The organism is Albimonas pacifica (genome assembly GCF_900113695.1).
Classification (GTDB): Bacteria; Pseudomonadota; Alphaproteobacteria; order Rhodobacterales; family Rhodobacteraceae; genus Albimonas; species Albimonas pacifica.
On record NZ_FOQH01000014.1, the window covers coordinates 48,547 to 64,617 of the forward strand.

The 16,071-nt window shown below is 74.1% G+C and carries 11 protein-coding genes; 6 read left to right on the plus strand and 5 right to left on the minus strand.

The window, feature by feature from the left end; translation table 11 throughout:
* Positions 1 to 185 precede the first annotated feature (185 nt).
* Positions 186 to 1,706, plus strand: coding sequence for a calcium-binding protein (locus BM064_RS23945; protein ID WP_092865166.1), 1,521 nt, complete (start codon positions 186 to 188; stop codon positions 1,704 to 1,706).
* Between the two features lie 192 nt (positions 1,707 to 1,898).
* On the opposite strand, the gene BM064_RS23950 is transcribed toward BM064_RS23945, so the two are convergent.
* Positions 1,899 to 2,672 carry a gamma-glutamyl-gamma-aminobutyrate hydrolase family protein gene (locus BM064_RS23950; RefSeq protein WP_092865169.1) on the minus strand — a complete coding sequence of 258 codons (774 nt, stop codon included), beginning with the start codon at positions 2,670 to 2,672 and terminating at the stop codon, positions 1,899 to 1,901.
* A gap of 293 nt (positions 2,673 to 2,965) precedes the next feature.
* Between BM064_RS23950 and BM064_RS23955 the strand changes: the two genes are divergently transcribed.
* A complete protein-coding gene (locus BM064_RS23955; RefSeq protein WP_092865172.1) occupies positions 2,966 to 3,202 on the plus strand; it encodes an HP1242/YdcH family protein in 237 nt (78 codons plus the stop codon).
* Between the two features lie 82 nt (positions 3,203 to 3,284).
* Here the strand turns inward: BM064_RS23955 and BM064_RS23960 are convergent, their stop codons facing one another.
* On the minus strand, positions 3,285 to 5,447 hold the full coding sequence (locus BM064_RS23960; protein ID WP_092865176.1) for a malate synthase G: 2,163 nt from the start codon (positions 5,445 to 5,447) through the stop codon (positions 3,285 to 3,287).
* A 192-nt stretch (positions 5,448 to 5,639) separates the two neighbouring features.
* Between BM064_RS23960 and pepN the strand changes: the two genes are divergently transcribed.
* Both pepN and BM064_RS23970 read left to right on the plus strand, forming a co-directional pair.
* Positions 5,640 to 8,204: an aminopeptidase N gene (gene pepN / locus BM064_RS23965; protein ID WP_092865179.1), complete on the plus strand. Its 2,565-nt coding sequence runs from the start codon at positions 5,640 to 5,642 to the stop codon at positions 8,202 to 8,204.
* A gap of 295 nt (positions 8,205 to 8,499) precedes the next feature.
* Positions 8,500 to 9,450: an alpha/beta hydrolase gene (locus BM064_RS23970; protein ID WP_092865182.1), complete on the plus strand. Its 951-nt coding sequence runs from the start codon at positions 8,500 to 8,502 to the stop codon at positions 9,448 to 9,450.
* Positions 9,451 to 9,697: 247 nt separating this feature from the next.
* Here the strand turns inward: BM064_RS23970 and BM064_RS23975 are convergent, their stop codons facing one another.
* From BM064_RS23975 to BM064_RS23985, 3 genes are all read right to left on the minus strand, one after another.
* The gene (locus BM064_RS23975) at positions 9,698 to 11,536 is read right to left on the minus strand and encodes a M3 family oligoendopeptidase (RefSeq protein WP_092865185.1); all 1,839 of its coding nucleotides are present in this window, start codon (positions 11,534 to 11,536) and stop codon (positions 9,698 to 9,700) included.
* Positions 11,537 to 11,681: 145 nt separating this feature from the next.
* Complete coding sequence (locus BM064_RS23980) at positions 11,682 to 12,143, minus strand: hypothetical protein (RefSeq protein WP_092865188.1); 462 nt, start codon at positions 12,141 to 12,143, stop codon at positions 11,682 to 11,684.
* A 441-nt stretch (positions 12,144 to 12,584) separates the two neighbouring features.
* Positions 12,585 to 13,409 carry an OmpA family protein gene (locus BM064_RS23985; protein ID WP_092865191.1) on the minus strand — a complete coding sequence of 275 codons (825 nt, stop codon included), beginning with the start codon at positions 13,407 to 13,409 and terminating at the stop codon, positions 12,585 to 12,587.
* A gap of 286 nt (positions 13,410 to 13,695) precedes the next feature.
* Between BM064_RS23985 and BM064_RS23990 the strand changes: the two genes are divergently transcribed.
* On the plus strand, positions 13,696 to 13,914 hold the full coding sequence (locus tag BM064_RS23990) for a helix-turn-helix domain-containing protein (protein ID WP_092865194.1): 219 nt from the start codon (positions 13,696 to 13,698) through the stop codon (positions 13,912 to 13,914).
* Between the two features lie 317 nt (positions 13,915 to 14,231).
* Entirely contained in the window at positions 14,232 to 16,058 is a 1,827-nt protein-coding gene (locus BM064_RS23995) for an alpha/beta hydrolase (protein ID WP_143103435.1), read from the plus strand.
* Positions 16,059 to 16,071: the final 13 nt, after the last annotated feature.

The window sequence follows — 16,071 nt, forward strand, 5'->3', positions numbered from 1 at the left end:
TTGCGCGCAGAGGCGCCTGTTGGAGGCCGCCGGGCGGCCCCGCGCGCAGCCTAGGCGCCGACCGGCCGCCCGACAAGCCGGGCCGCCGCGCGCCGGCGCGCTTCGCTTCCCGGTTGACGGATCGCCCCTGCGCCCTCACCCTGTGCGCGAGGGAAACGTGGGGCGCGGTCCTGCAGGGGAGCAGGATGGCCCGACTGACGGTGACCGGCGACGACGACGCCGACCTGCTTTACCTGTCCGCGGGCTTCGGCCGCGACGGCGCAGGCGAACTCAGCGACGATTCCGCCACGGCGCGCTACGAATGGACCACCGCCGCCGGACGCGCGGCGACGGCGATCGGCCCCTCGGGCGCGATCTCGGTGAACCTCTCCGACAGGCCCTCCGGCCGGGCCGAGACCCTGACGCTCGCGGTGACCGAGGGCACGACGCTCTCGGTCGAGGCCGACCGGCCGTCGATCCGCGTGGGTCTGCTGGCGGGCGACGGGCCGCCTGGCGCGGCCTTCGACCACATGCTCGCGCGCGAGGACCGGTTCCGGGTCGACGGGGCGGGGGACGTGCGCCTGTTCGGCGACGCGGTCATGGCGGTCGACGGCGACCGCGGGCGCGCGGACGTGTTCCTGTTCGCAGGGACCGGCGGGCGGCAGGCGGCGGGGGACTTCTGGCTGGTCCCCGCGACGGTGTTCCAGGTGCGGATGGGCGACGACGACCTGCGCATCGAATCCCGCGGCGCGGTGCAGGTCTGGGGCGACGTCGCCTCGACCGTCGACAAGGTCGACTATGACGCCGCGCTCCTGCGGGCGGGCGACGACCGGCTGGACGCCCGCGACGCGCTCGAGGGCGTGCGCCGCCCGGACGCGCCGGTGCTGGTGGGCGACGTGGGCCACCTGGGCCGCGGCTGGCTGCTGCGCGGCGGCGACGACCTGCTGATCGCCCCGCGCGAGGCGGCCGGGGCGCTGGCCGGCGACGTGCTGCTGGCCGACGGTCTCTCGCGGCTCTACTGCGGCGACGACGTGCTGCGCGGCGGGCGGGGCGACGACCTGCTGTTCGGCGACGTGCAGGACGTGCTCGAGCCGCGGCTGCACCTGCGCCCGGGCGCCGACCTGCTGCGCGGCGGCCGGGGCGACGACGCGCTCTACGGCGACGCGCGCGAGGACGGGCCCGAGACGGTGCTGCTGGGCCCGCGGGCCGCGGGCGGCGACCGGCTCTACGGCGGCGCCGGGCGGGATCTCGCGCAGGGCGGCTGGGGCGACGACCGGGTCTTCGGCGGCGGCGGCCGCGACCGGCTGCACGGCGAGCATGGCGACGACCGGATCCGCGGCGACGGCGGCGCCGATCGTCTGTGGGGCGGCCGCGGGAACGACCGGCTGGAGGGCGGGGGCGACGACGACCGCCTGCTCGGCGCCGCGGGGAACGACCGGCTGTTCGGCGGCGCCGGCGCCGACCTGCTGCACGGCGGCGCCGGGCGCGACCGGCTGGCGGGCGGCGAGGGGGCGGACCGGTTCCTGCTGCGCGGCGGCGGCGGGCGGGACGTGGCGGTGGACTTCGACCCCGCGCGCGACTGGCTCTCGGCGCCGCGTGGGCTGGGCCCGATGCAGGTCGAGGAGACGGCGCGCGGGATGCTGATCTCGGTCCGCGGCGCCTCGATGCTGCTGCTGGGCGTGGACGAGCGGGAGCTGGACCGCGCCGACCCCGACTGGCTGGGCTGAGGGGCGCGAGGCCCTCCGCCCGGGAGCCGGACCGGGCCGGACCCATGAAGCCCGGGCGCGCCGGGGCTGGACCGCCGCCCGACGCCGCCGCCCGCAGAGGCGCGGCGCTTCACCGCCTCCGAGACGCACGGCGCTGAGTTCAGGGCGCTGCGTCGAGGAGGCCGGCTAGCTCAGGCAGCTGCGGCGGCTGGCTCAGGCGGCGAGGCGGCGGGCGGCGCGGGCGCGGGCGGCCTCGCCGAAGGCGCGGTAGACGGCCTGGCCGACGGCGCTCTCCCAGGCCATCCACTCCACGTGCCACTGCGCGCCCAGCGCGAAGCCCGGCGCGTCGCGGATCGACAGCGCCTCGGGCGTGCCGTCGGGGGCCGTGCCCTCGATCACCACGCGGGGGCCGGTCTCCATCACGCCCTGGCCGTGGAGCGTGTTGGTCATCGCCTCGGTCACGCCGAGGATGCGGTGGAATTCGCCGCCCTTGAGGAACTCGACCTTGTGGCGGAGCGCGAACTTCTCCTCGACCGTGCCGTCGGGGGGCATGCGGTGGTTCATGCGCCCGGGCAGGTCGCGGATCTCGGGGTGGAGCGTGGCGCCGAAGGCGACCGCCATCTCCTGGAAGCCGCGGCAGATGCCCAGCACCGGGGCCCCGGCCTCGACGGCGGCGCGGATCAGGGGCAGCGAGACGCCGTCGCGCTTGGGATCGAAGGGCTTGTGGGCCTCGGTCTCGTCATGGCCGTAGTGCGAGGGGTGCACGTTCGCCCGCCCGCCGGTGAACACGAACCCGTCGCAGGCGTCGAGCAGGTCGGGGACCGACAGCGCCTCGGGCAGGGCGGGGATCACCAGCGGCAGGCAGTCCGCGGCCTTGGCCACCGCCTGCAGGTTCATCTCGCCCGCCGCGGACACCGGGAAGGTGTCGTTGATCATGAAGGCGTTGGCGATGACCCCGATCACGGGGCGGGAGGCTCTGCCGGGCATGGGCTCTCGGAGTTCCGGGTCCTGGAAAGCCCGCGTCGGCGCCTGAGGGGCCGGGCGCGGGCCGTTTCGTCGCTGAACCGTCAAGATACCCAAGCCCGGACGCGACGTCGAGGCGCCGTCCCGCCGCGCCCCCATGGCCGCGCGCCCGCGCCCTCGTCCCCGCGCCGCCGTCCGGCGCTTGACCGGGATCAAGGCGCGCCGGCGCCCGGCGCGCGAGGGTCCGCGCCACCCCCCGGGGGCGGACCCTCGCAGGGGGTCGCCCCCGGGCGGGCAGACACTCAAGGGAGACCCAGATGTCCCACGTTCCGCACGAACTTTCCGAGGCCCTTCCGGACCTCGCCTCCCGGCTCGCCGAGCGGCGGCGCGAGGATCCGCGACTGGCGCGGCTCTCGGACGACTACCACGTGCTGAACCGCGAGATTCACCGCGCCGAGACCAACGTGCAGCCGATGGAGGACCTGGCGCTGGAGGCGCTGAAGAAGAAGCGCCTGGCGCTGCTGGACGAGATCCGGGGGATGCTGGCGGCCTGACCCGGGCCCGCGGGGCGGCCGCGCCCCGCCCCGGACGCGGCAGGCCCCGGGGCGACCCGGGGCCTGCCGCGCAGGCCGGCCCTCAGCCCGCCCGGCGCATCGCCTTGAGCTGGAGGCGGCGGCGGTGGAGCACCGGTTCGGTGTAGCCGGCGGGCAGGGTGCGGCCCATGAACACCAGGTTCCACGCCGCCGCGAAGGCCGGGCCGTGGAAGCCCGGGGCCATGGGCGTGTAGTCCGCATCGCCGGCGTTCTGGCGGTCGACCACCTCGGCCATCCGCTTCATCGTCTCCATCACCTGGTCCTCGCTCACCACCTCGTGGCACAGCCAGTTGGCGATGTGCTGGGAGGAGATGCGGCAGGTCGCGCGGTCCTCCATCAGCCCCACGTCATGGATGTCGGGCACCTTCGAGCAGCCCACGCCCGCGTCCACCCAGCGCACGACATAGCCCAGGATCCCCTGGGCGTTGTTGTCGAGCTCGGCCTGGATCTCCTCGGCCGACCAGTTGGGCCGGTCCGCCAGCGGCACGGTGAGGATGTCCGAGAGCGTCGCGCGGCGCCCCCCGGCCGCGATCCCGGCCTGCACGGCGCGGGCGTCGACCTTGTGGTAGTGGGTCGCGTGCAGGGTCGCGGCCGTCGGGCTGGGCACCCAGGCGCAGTTGGCGCCGGCCCTGGGGTGGCCGATCTTCTGCTCCAGCATGTCGGCCATCAGGTCGGGCGCCGCCCACATCCCCTTGCCGATCTGCGCCTTGCCCGCCAGCCCGCAGGCCAGGCCCACGTCGACGTTCCAGTCCTCGTAGGCCTTGATCCAGGGCTGGGCCTTCATCTCGGCCTTGCGCACCATCGGACCCGCCTCCATCGAGGTGTGGATCTCGTCGCCGGTGCGGTCGAGGAAGCCGGTGTTGATGAAGGCCACCCGGTGCTTCGCGGCCCGGATGCACTCGGCGAGGTTCACGGTCGTGCGCCGCTCCTCGTCCATGATCCCCATCTTGACCGTGTAGCGAGGCAGGCCCAGCGCCGCCTCCACCCGGTCGAAGACCTCCGAGACGAAGGCGGCCTCCTCGGGCCCGTGCATCTTGGGGCAGACCACGTAGATCGAGCCGGCGGGCGAGTTCCGGCCCGCCCCGCGCAGGTCGTGCAGGGCGCAGAGCACGGTGCACATGGCGTCGAGCGCCTGCTCCGAGATCTCCTGCGCGCCGGGGCCGTGGACGGCGGGCGTCTCCATCAGCAGGCCCACGTTGCGCACCAGCATCAGCGCCCGGGCGCGCACGGCGAAGGGGGCGCCGTCGGGGCCGGTCGCCTCGAAGTCGTCGACGAGGGTGCGGGTGAAGGTCTCCCCGCCCTTGGACACCTGCTCGCTCAGGTCGCCCTTCATCAGGCCCAGCCAGTTGCGATAGGCCAGCGCCTTGTCCTCGGCGTCCACGGCCGCGACCGAATCCTCGCAGTCGATGATCGCGGTCAGCGCGGATTCGAGCTTCACGTCCGCGATCCCCGCCGGATCGGTCGCGCCGATCGCGTGGCTCCTGTCGATCACGATCTGCGCCAGCAGCCCGTTGCGCCGCAGCAGGACCGAGGCGGGCGCCGCGGCCTCCCCCGTGCAGCCCGCGAACTGGGAGGGATCGGCGAGCCCGGTCTCCCCCGCCGCGCCGTCCACGATCAGCGCCCCGCCCTCGATGCGGATCGCGCTGACGTCGGCCCACTTGCCCCCCGCCAGCGGCGCGCTCTCGTCGAGGAAGCCCTTGGCCCAGGCGATCACCCGCGCCCCGCGCGCCGGGTCGTAGCCCTTGCCCGCGGGCAGGTCCCCCAGCGCGTCGGTGCCGTAGAGCGCGTCGTAGAGGGACCCCCACCGCGCGTTCGCCGCGTTCAGCGCATAGCGCGCGTTCGTCACCGGAACCACGAGCTGCGGCCCCGCGATCTGCGCGATCTCGGCGTCGACGTTCTGCGTCTCGATGGCGAAGGGCTCGCCCTCGGGCACGATGTAGCCGATCTCGTCGAGGAAGGCGCGGTAGGCCGCCGCGTCCCAGGGCTTGCCCTTCGCCTCGCGGCACCAGCCGTCCATCTTCGCCTGGATCTCGTCGCGCCGGGCGAGCAGCGCGGCGCGTTTCGGGCCCAGCTCGGTCACGATGCCGGCGAGGCCTTCCCAGAACGCCTCCGACGTCACGCCGGAGCCGGGCAGCGCCTCGGTCTCGATGAACTGGTGGAGCGGGCGCGCCACGCGCAGGCCGGCGACGTCGATGCGGTCGGGCATTGGGGTGTCCTGAAACTGAGTCGTCCCCCGCACCATGACCGCGCCGGCCGCTCTCGACCAGCGGCTGCGGAGCGGGTTTTCATCTGCCGGAAGCCGCCCGGCCCCGCCCTGCGCCCGCGTCAGCCCCCGGGGGCGCTTGCGCCCGCCCTCGGGCGCTGCAAGTCTGAGGCGTTCGTAAGAGAGGAGACCTCCATGCGTCCGGACGCCCCGCAGCCGATCCGCCTCGCCGATTACACGCCGCCCGCCTGGCGCGCCGAGACGGTCCGGCTGGTCTTCGACCTCGCGCCGCGGGGCGCCAAGGTGCACGCGAAGATCCGTTTCATCCGCGGCGAAGGGCCCGAGGGGCCGCTGCGCCTCGACGGGCAGAAGCTGATGCTGATGGCCGCGAAGCTCGACGGCCGCGACGTGTTCCACGACGTGGCGCTGGACGCGGACGGCCTGACGCTGGCGGGCCCGCTGCCCGACGCCTTCGACCTCGAGACCACGGTCGAGATCGACCCCGAGGCGAACACCGAGCTCGAGGGCCTCTACCTCTCCAACGGCATCTACTGCACCCAGTGCGAGGCCGAGGGCTTCCGCAAGATCACCTATTTCCCCGACCGGCCCGACGTCATGGCCACCTATTCCGTCCGGATCGAGGCCCCCGCCTCGACCCCCGTGCTGCTGTCGAACGGCGAGCCGGGCGAGGCCGGCGCTCTGCCCGACGGTCGCCTCTTCGCCGAGTGGCACGACCCCTGGCCCAAGCCCAGCTACCTGTTCGCGCTGGTGGCGGGGAACCTGGTCGCCCACCGCGACCGCTTCACCACCGCCTCGGGCCGCGCGGTCGACCTCGGCATCTGGGTGCGCCCCGGCGACGAGAGCCGCTGCGAATACGCGATGGACGCGCTCAAGCGCTCGATGCGCTGGGACGAGGAAGCGTATGGCCGCGAATACGACCTCTCGGTCTTCAACATCGTCGCGGTGGACGACTTCAACATGGGGGCCATGGAGAACAAGGGCCTCAACATCTTCAACTCGAAATACGTCCTGGCCTCGCCGGAAACCGCCGGCGATCGCGACTACGAGCTGATCGAGGGCATCATCGCCCACGAATACTTCCACAACTGGACCGGCAACCGCATCACCTGCCGCGACTGGTTCCAGCTGTGCCTGAAGGAGGGGCTGACGGTCTTCCGCGACCAGCAGTTCTCCGCCGACATGCGCTCCGAGCCCGTCAAGCGCATCGACGACGTGAAGATGCTCCGCGCCCGCCAGTTCCGCGAGGATGCGGGGCCGCTGGCCCACCCCGTGCGGCCCGAACAGTTCATCGAGATCAACAACTTCTACACCGCGACCGTCTACGAGAAGGGCGCCGAGCTGATCCGGATGCTGCACCTGATGGTGGGCCCCAAGGCCTACCGCCAGGCGCTGGATCTCTATTTCGAGCGGCACGACGGCCAGGCCTGCACGATCGAACAGTGGCTCGACGTGTTCCAGACCGTGACCAACCGCGACCTGACCCAGTTCAAGCTGTGGTATTCGCAGGCCGGCACGCCCCGCGTCACGGTCTCCGAGGGCTGGAAGCCCGGCAAATACACGCTCACGCTGCGCCAGGACGTCCCCTCCACCCCCGGCGCGCCCTCCAAGAAGCCGATGGCGATCCCCGTCGCCTTCGGCCTGCTGGGGCAGGGCGGCCGCGAGCTGGTGGAGCCCGGCGTCCTCGAACTGACCGAGCCCGAGCAGACCTGGACCTTCGATCTCGACGAGCGTCCGGTCCCCTCGCTGCTGCGCGGCTTCTCCGCTCCGGTGATCCTCGACCGCCGCTCCACCGCGGCCGAGCGCGCCTTCCTGCTCGCCCACGACAGCGACCCGTTCAACCGCTGGGAGGCCGCCCGCGCCATGGCGCTGGAGGCGCTGATGGGGGCCGAGCCCGTGGCCCCCTTCGCCGAGGCGCTGCGGCTCGCCATCGCCGACGCCGATCTCGACCCCGCCTTCCGCGCCCTGCTGCTGACCCTGCCGGGCGACGACGAACTGGCGCGCGAGACCTGGGCCCGCGGCCGCCAGGCCGATCCCGACGCCATCCACGCCGCCTCCGAGACCGCCAAGGCTGCGCTCGCCGAGGCGCTGGAGCCGGAGCTGCGCGCCCTCTACACCGCGATGGAATCGCCCGGGCCCTACTCCCCCGACGCCGCCGCCGCCGGCCGCCGGGCGCTGCGCAACGCCTGCCTGGGCCTGCTCTCGCGCCGCCCCGTGGGACCGTCGCTCGCCGAGGCGCAGGCCAAGGCGCCCAGCATGTCCGAGCGTCTGCCGGCCCTCGCCGCCCTCCTCCACGCCGGCGCCCCCGCGGCCGAGCCGGCGCTGGCGGCCTTCGCGGAGGAGTGGAAGGCGGACCCGCTGGTGATGGACAAGTGGTACCTCCTGCAGGCCACCACCCCGCGCGAGGGCACGCTGGCCCGGGTGAAGACGCTTTCCGAGGATCCGTCCTTCGCCTGGAAGACCCCCAACCGCTTCCGCTCGCTGGTGGCGGCCTTCTCGACGAACCACTTCTGCTTCCACGCCGCCGACGGCTCCGGCTACCGGTTCCTGGCCGACTGGCTCCTGAAGCTCGATCCCCTCAACCCCCAGACCGCCGCCCGCGTCGCCGGCGCCTTCGAGACCTGGCGGCGCTACGACGACGCCCGCCAGTCCCTGATCCGCGCCGAGCTGGAGCGCATCGCCCGCGCCCCCGCCCTCAGCCGCGACCTGACCGAGATCGTCACCCGCATGCTCGGCGCCTGACCCCGCCCGCCGCGAGCGCTCCGCAGGGCCCCCCTCGCGGAGCGCCTGTTTCCCGGAGCCGTCCGTCGCTGATGCCGATCAGAGCGACTCGGCCCGGGCGGTCAAGGATCGCGAAGCGACCGCGCTTGCGCGGCTCGTCCTTGACCGCCCGGGCCGAGTCGCTCAGGCATCTTCGGCGACGGGCGGATCCGGGGAACAGGCGCGGCCCTGTTTCCGGGTGAGTTCAGAAGCGCCCTCTTGCCCCCCTGACCGCCCCCGGCCATCCTCCCGCCCAACCAACAGGGAGGAGGCCCAAGTGCTCCAGATCGACCCCACGCTGTTCACCGACGAAGCGATTTCCGCCGAGACCCGCGCGTTCCTCACGAAGATCGAGGCGACGCTGGCCGAGTTCCCGGCCACCAACGAGGTCCCCGTCGAGCTCACCCGCAAGGCGCGCGAGGAGGGCCGCGGCCTGTTCCCCATCGACGGGCCGCTGGAGGGCTCGGAGTGGATGGACTATCCCGGCGGCCAGCGCCGGGTGCGCGTCTCGCTGCCCGAGGGCGAGCCGCGGGGCGTCTACCTGCACATCCACGGCGGCGGCTGGGCGCTGGGCTCGTCGAAATACAACGACGGCGAGAACCAGCGGCTGGCGAAGGCCTGCGGGATCGCGGTCTGCTCCATCGAGTATCGCCTCGCGCCCGAGCATCCCTTCCCCGCCGGCCCCGACGACTGCTTCGCCGCCGCGAAATGGGCGATCGAGACGGCGCCCTGGGGCGACGTCCCCTATTTCATCGGCGGCGAGAGCGCGGGCGGGCATCTCTCGGCCGTCACCCTGCTGCGGCTGCGCGAGGCCGGGCTGCTGGAGCGCATCAAGGGCGCGGTGCTGACCTACGGCTGCTACGACATGCGCATGGCGGCCTCGGCGCGGAACTGGGGCGGGCGCAAGCTGATCCTCAACACGCCGGTGATCACCTGGTTCGCCGAGATGTCGATCCCGGATCCGGCGGACCGCGAGAACCCGATGTTCTCGCCGATCCTCGCCGATCTGACGGGGATGCCGCCGGCGCTGTTCTCGGTGGGCACGGCGGACCCGCTGCTCGACGACACGATGACCATGGCCGGGCGCTGGGTCGGGGCGGGCAACCGGGCCGAGATGGCGGTCTACCCCGGCGGCATCCACGCCTTCGACGCCTTCTCCGACCTCGGCATCGCGCGCGGCTACGCCCAGCGCAAGACCGCTTTCCTCAACGGCCTGCTGACCCCCTGAGCCCGGGGGCCGGATCCGGAACGCCGAACGCGCGCCCCGGGGCCTCCGAGGCGCGCGTCCTGTCCTGGGCTCCGGCGCCGCGGCGGCCTTCGCCCCTCGCGCGCCGCAGCCAGGCCCGCCCGCAGGGCGCCTGTAGACCGCTTGCGGCAGGGGGCGGCTGCGGCGAGGGCCGGCTTCTCCGGCCCGCAGGCGCCCTGCGGGCGGGCCTGGGTCGGGGGCGGGCGTTGTCGCCTCGCCCCCGGACGGCTCAGACGTCCATCGCCTCCAGCTCGCCGATCATCCGGTCGATCAGGCCGAGGCCCTTCTGCCAGAACTCCGGGTCGGTGGCGTCGAGCCCGAAGGGCGCCAGCAGCTCCTTGTGGCCCTTGGAGCCGCCGGCGGCGAGCAGGTCGAAATACTTCTTCTGGAAGCCCGGCTCGCCCTCCTCGAACACCGCATAGAGCGCGTTCACCAGCCCGTCGCCGAAGGCGTAGGCGTAGACGTAGAAGGGCGAGTGGATGAAGTGCGGGATGTAGGTCCAGTAGTTCTCGTAGCCCTCGGCGAACTCGAACGCCGGCCCCAGGCTCTCGGTCTGCACCGCCATCCAGATGCGCCCGAGGTCCTCGGCCGTCAGCTCGCCCTCGGCGCGGGCGGCATGCACCCGGCACTCGAAGTCGTAGAAGGCGATCTGGCGCACGACCGTGTTGAGCATGTCCTCGACCTTGCCCGCCAGCAGCGTGCGCCGCTTCTTCGGGTCGGTCTCGGCGTCCAGCAGTTTTCTGAACGTCAGCATCTCGCCGAAGACCGAGGCCGTCTCGGCCAGCGTCAGGGGGGTGTTCGACAGCAGCTCCCCCTGCTCGGCGGCGAGGATCTGGTGGACCCCGTGGCCGAGCTCATGGGCGAGCGTCATCACGTCCCGCGTCTTGCCGAGGTAATTGAGCATCACATACGGATGCACGTCGGTGACGGTCGGATGCGCGAAGGCGCCCGGCGCCTTGCCCGGCTTCACCGGCGCGTCGATCCAGCCCTTCTCGAAGAACGGCTGCGCGAGCGCCGCCATCTTCGGATCGAAGCCCGCATAGGCGTCGAGCACCATGGCCTTCGCCTCCTCCCAGCCGACCTTGCGGTCGGGCTCGTCGGGGAGCGGCGCGTTGCGGTCCCAGTGCTGCAGCTTCTCGAGGCCCAGCCACTTCGCCTTCAGCGCATAGTAGCGGTGCGAGAGCCGCGGATAGGCCGCGACCACCGCGTCGCGCAGGGCCTGCACCACCTCAGGCTCGACGTGGTTCGCCAGGTGCCGCGCGGTCTGGGGCGTGGGCATCTTGCGCCAGCGGCACTCGATCTCGTGCTCCTTGGCCAGCGTGTTGGTGATGCGGGTGAAGAGGGGCAGGTTCTGCGCGAACACATCCGAGAGCGCGGCGGCCGCCGCGGCCCGGCGCGAGCGGTCGGCGTCCGACAGCAGCGTGAGGGTGGATTCCAGCGGCAGCGGCTCGTCCTCGCCCTCCACATGGAAGGTCAGGCGGGCCATGGTCTCGTCGAAGAGGCGGTTCCAGGCGGTGGCGCCGACGACCGACTGGTCGTGCAGGAATTTCTCCAGCTCGTCCGACAGCTGGTAGGGGCGGTAGGCGCGCACCCGCTCCAGCCAGGGGCGGTAGCGGGCGAGCGTGGGGCTCTCGCCCGCCATCTCGTCCAGCTTTTCGTCCGACAGCCGGTTGATCTCCAGCGTCAGGAACACGATCGGCGCGGTGATCTCGGTCACCTCGTTCTGGCGGTCGCCCATGAACTTGGCGCGCGCCGGGTCGGAGGTGTTCTGGTAGAGGCGCAGGCCCGCGTAGCTCATCACCCGGCCCAGCTTCTGCTGCAGCGCCTCGTAGCGGGCGACGGCCCAGCCCAGCTCGTCGCCGGTGAGGCTCTCGAGCTTGCCCTCGTAGTCCTCGGCGAGCTTGGCGGCCTCCTCGCGCGCGGCGTCGAGATCGGCACGCAGGGCCTTGTCGTCGGGGCCGACGTAGAGGTCGTCGAGGTTCCACTCCGGCAGGTCGCCCAGCGGGGTCGCGCCGGACGTCGCCTCGGCTGCGTCGCGGAGCGGGAGCGGGCGGGGCGCGTGGATCATCGGGCAGGTCCTTTCGGATGGGTCGGCCGGGGCGCGGCGGCGAAGCGGCGGCCGCCGGCCGGAAATATGCGTCGCGTCCAGACATAGACGCGCGGGATGCGGGACGGAAGGGCGGGGCGCGCAGGGGCCGCGGGGGCCGGGCGCGCTAGAGGTCGATGGAGGCGGGCGGCTCGCCGCCTTCCCCGTCCGCCTCCGGGCGCGCGCCGGGGGCCGCGTCGGGGGCAGCCTCGGGGGCGGCCTCGGGGTCGAGCTCGGCCGAAGGCTCCTTGCGCGGGATCAGGATGTCGCCGTTGGGCAGCATCTCGGGCGCGCCGTAGTCGTCGAGCATGGCGACGGCGTCGCGCATCCGGCGCAGGGCGGGGCCGAGCTCCTCGCGCAGGCGCTCGATGGCCTCGCGCGCGGCGCCGGTCATCTCGTCGAGGCCGGGGATCTCCGGCAGCCAGCCGTCGTCCTCGGCCAGGGGCGCGGCCGCGGGCGGCTCGGCGGGGGCCTGCGCCGGCTGGGCGGGGGCGAGCGCCGGGACGAGGAGCGCCGGCGCGGCGGCGACGAGGGCTGCGAGGGCCAGGGCGGGCCGGACGCGGCGGGGAACGGGGCGATGCAAGGTCATGACGAGGATGTGGGGCGCGAGGCCCGTTCCGCCAAGGCGCTCCCCGCGCGCGGCGCCGCGGGACGGCGCGCCGCGCCCGATCCGCGACGGCGGCGAGTCCCGCCGGCCGCGCGCCGCGGCGCGACGGCTGCGCCCGTGGGCCGGTTCCGCCCGCCGCGGCGGGGCGGGCGTCGCGCCCGTGGCGGGCGGCGCGGGCGGCGCGGGCGGCGGGGGCTGCGAGGGTTGGCGCCTGACGGCGCCGCCGCGGCGCGACGCGCGCGCCCTTGGGGAACGGCGGCGCTCGCCGCGGCCTGCGTCCGGAGCGGGCGCGCGGCGGGGGCGGCCGGGCAGAGGGCGGGCGGGCAGGGGGGGCGCAAAGCGAAACGCCCCGCGGCGAGCCGCGGGGCGTTCCTGTTCTGTCAGACCGTCCGGCGGGCCGTCAGGCCCGGCCGGTCAGCGCGATCACTCGGAGATCGCGATGGTGGCGCGACGGTTGCGCGGCTCGCGCACGTTGTCGCCGGTCGGAACCGCCAGCTCCAGCTCGGAGCGGCCGGCCTTGGTGATGGTGCCGGCGTTGACGCCCTCGGACGAGGCGCGGGCCAGGATGGCGCGCTCCACGGCGGTGGCGCGACGCTCGGACAGGCGCTGGTTGTAGGCGACCGAACCGACGGTGTCGGTGTGGCCGACGATCGAGACCAGCGGCGAGCCGTAGCCGGACAGCAGGGCGACGACCTCGTTGATCACCTCCTGAGCGGCGGCGGTGATGTCGGCGCGGTCGAAGCCGAAGTAGACCGTCAGGTCGCCGGCGGCGCCGATGCAGGCGGCGAGCGCCTCATCGTACATGGCCTTGGCGTCCTCGGCCGAGACGCACGCGTAGGCGCCCTCGACCAGCGACTCCAGGTACTGGTCCCAGTAGGCCTGGGCCTTGGCGCACGCCTCGGGGCGGGCGGCCTTGTTGGCGTTCACCGCCGCGACCATCTCGGAGTAGCCCGACGCGTCGACGCCGATCTCCTCGGGGGTCCAGGGGGCGACGCCGCCGGCGGCGGCGGCCTGGGACTTGGCCACGTAGGCGGTCGAGTCCATCCAGTTCACGTCGGTGCGCGCCGAGCGAACCGCCAGGGCCTGATACTCACGGGCCAGCGCGGCGTCGAAGGACGAGCCCTCGATGCTGGTCCCGAGGTAGTCCTCGGCCGTGAAGGTCCCGGCCAGGTTCGCGCCCGGCAGGTACGAGCAGCCGGCCAGAGCCAGCGCAGAGCCCGCCATGACAATCCGGGAAATGTAGTTCATCCCTCTCTCCGTCTCGGTTCGCCCGGCTGCGGCCGCCGGGACACTGTGGGGTTCGGGCGACGGCCTGACGGTTGGCACCCTCAGGGACCGGATCGCACGTTCGCGCTTGACGATCAACCTTTCAAAGCCGCCGCAAGCCACGCCCGTGCCGCAGATTTCACATCACGTCGCGTTTTAACAACACATTCGGGACTGAGGGATAGGTTCGCGGCGATTCTGTGGAAGACCGGGGCCGCGAAGGCGGCGGAATCCGCGTTTTCCGGACCGGGTGATACGGGAATGCCACATGAGGACACGCTTCGGAACTGGGGAATCGGACGCGTCGGCCGCGGACGTCCGCCTGCGGCTGGTCGGAACCGACGGCCATGTCAGACCCCTCGAGGAAATCGAATCGGAAACGATCCGCTTCGCCATAAACCGCTATGGCGGAAACCTTTCCGAGGCGGCGAGGCGCCTGGGCATCGGCCGCTCGACCCTCTACCGCCGGTTGGGCGGGGACGGCTGAGCCGTCGCGCGCCGCGACTCGCTCGGGACGCCGCGCCGCCTCCGCCGGCGTTGCCGCGGGGCGACGGGGGCGTCTAGGCTCGTCCCGGTCCACCGGCCCGTCGGAGCAGCGCCATGCCGCCATCCCCTGACCCGGGCGCCGCGCCCCGGCGCGCGCCGCTCATCCGCGCCCGCACGTCCGGATCCTCCGCCGGCGCCGAGGCCGAGGCCGCGCCCCCGGGCGCGCCCATGGCCGCGGCCGATCCCGGGAGCGCGCAGGCTTTCGGGCGAGGCGATGGTCCCGGGACCGCGCAGGAGGCGGTGCAGGAGCAACGTCCCGTGACTGCGGAGGCTTCAGGGCAGGAGAGCGGGCCTGCGACCGTACAGGCCGCCGGGCAGGGGGACGCGTCCGAGACTGGACGGGCGGCGGAGCATCGTGACGGGCCCGCAACCGCGCAGGGGACGGGGCAGGGGGACGCGCCCCCGGCCGCGCCGCCGGCGGAGCCCGGGGCCGGGCGCATCCGGCGCTTCGCCTGGTTCTCCTGGCTGGTGGCGGCGGCGGGGCTGTCGGTCTGCGCGCTGGCCTTCTCGCCCTCGCTGATCCCGCGGCCCTGGCCGTTCCAGGCGCTGCTGGCGGGGCTGTCCTTCGCGCTGGGCGCCTGGCTCGCGGTGGCCGTGCGCTGGGCCTGGCGCTGGCTGGAACTGCCCGAGCCCGCCCGCCTCGGCGCCCGGCGCGCCGGCCAGGCGCTGACCCTCGCCGCCGCCGCCGGCCTCGCCGCCGCGCTCTGGCGCTCGGCCGACTGGCAGAACGCCACGCGCGAGCTGATGGGCATGCCCCCGGTCGAGAGCATGTTCCACGTCCGCACCCTGCTGGCCGCCGCGGCGCTGGCGCTCGTGCTGCTGGGGCTGGGGGCGCTGCTCGCCTGGGGGCTGAAGACCGCGGCCCGGGCGCCGCTGCGGGTCTCGCAGCGGCGGGCGGCCTCGGCGGCGGGGGTGGCGGCCTTCGTGGCGCTGCTGGTCACCGCCGTCGACGGCACGCTGGTGCGCGGCGCCGTCGCCCTGATCGACCAGGTTCAGGCCGCCGTCGACGTCGCCGACCCGCCCGGCGCCCAGCCCCCGGCCGAGCCCGAACGCTCCAGCGGCCCCGGCTCGCTGATCGCCTGGGACGACCTCGGCCGCGCCGGCAAGCGCTTCGTCCACGAAGGCCCCCGCGCCGCCGACATCGAGGCCGCCAGCGGCCGCCCCGCCCGGCAGCCGATCCGCGCCTACGTCGGCCTGCGCGCCGCCGACGACGTCGAGGCGCAGGCCCGCCTCGCGCTCGACGAGCTGGAGCGGGCCGGCGGCTTCGAGCGCAATATCCTGGTCGTCGCCACCCCCACCGGCACCGGCTGGCTGCAGAACGAGGCGATCGCCCCGCTGGAATACATGCACGACGGCGACACCGCGGTGGTGGGGGTGCAGTACTCCTACCTGCAGAGCCCGCTGTCGCTGATCCTCGAGCCGGGCCTCGCCCAGGCCTCGGCCCGCGAGGTCTTCGCCGCGATCCACGCCCGCTGGCGGGAGCTGCCGGAGGCCACGCGCCCGCGCCTCTACGTCTTCGGCCTCAGCCTGGGCTCGCTGGGCTCGGAGGCGTCGCTGCCGCTCAACGCCTGGGTGCGCGACCCGATCGACGGGGCGTTGTGGGCGGGACCCACCTTCCGCAACCCGTTCTGGCGCCAGATCCGCCGCGACCGGGAGCCGGGCTCGCCCGACTGGCGGCCGGTGTTCGAGGACGGCGCGCTGGTGCGCGTGCTGGGCCCCTCGCGCCCCGAGGCGGCCTACGGGGGGCCGTGGGGGCCGCTGCGCATCGTGTTCATGGCCAACCCCTCGGACCCCATCGCCTTCTTCGAGGAGGCGATGTGGTGGCGCGAGCCCGACTGGATGAAGCCGCCCCGCGGCGCGGACGTGACGCCGCTGTTCGCCTGGCGGCCGCTGACCAGCTTCCTGCTGACGGCCGCCGACATGCTGTCCGCCGCCGACGCGCCCGCGGGCCACGGCCACGACTACGCCGCGCGCGACTACGCCGACGCCTGGGCCGCGGTGACGGCGCGCGAGGGCTGGGGCCCCCTCGACAGCGCCCGCATCGCCGCCCGGATCAAGGCGACCGACCCCGACGTCGAACCCTGAAGCGCGCCCCGAG

Coding starts and splice junctions, on each gene's coding strand:
- BM064_RS23975 (WP_092865185.1), bottom strand. CDS start 11,536: ATGATCCACGCGCCCCGCCCGCTCCCGCTCCGCGACGCAGCCGAGGCG.
- BM064_RS23955 (WP_092865172.1), top strand. CDS start 2,966: ATGTCCCACGTTCCGCACGAACTTTCCGAGGCCCTTCCGGACCTCGCC.
- BM064_RS23945 (WP_092865166.1), top strand. CDS start 186: ATGGCCCGACTGACGGTGACCGGCGACGACGACGCCGACCTGCTTTAC.
- BM064_RS23990 (WP_092865194.1), top strand. CDS start 13,696: ATGAGGACACGCTTCGGAACTGGGGAATCGGACGCGTCGGCCGCGGAC.
- BM064_RS23950 (WP_092865169.1), bottom strand. CDS start 2,672: ATGCCCGGCAGAGCCTCCCGCCCCGTGATCGGGGTCATCGCCAACGCC.
- BM064_RS23980 (WP_092865188.1), bottom strand. CDS start 12,143: ATGACCTTGCATCGCCCCGTTCCCCGCCGCGTCCGGCCCGCCCTGGCC.
- pepN (WP_092865179.1), top strand. CDS start 5,640: ATGCGTCCGGACGCCCCGCAGCCGATCCGCCTCGCCGATTACACGCCG.
- BM064_RS23985 (WP_092865191.1), bottom strand. CDS start 13,409: ATGAACTACATTTCCCGGATTGTCATGGCGGGCTCTGCGCTGGCTCTG.
- BM064_RS23960 (WP_092865176.1), bottom strand. CDS start 5,447: ATGCCCGACCGCATCGACGTCGCCGGCCTGCGCGTGGCGCGCCCGCTC.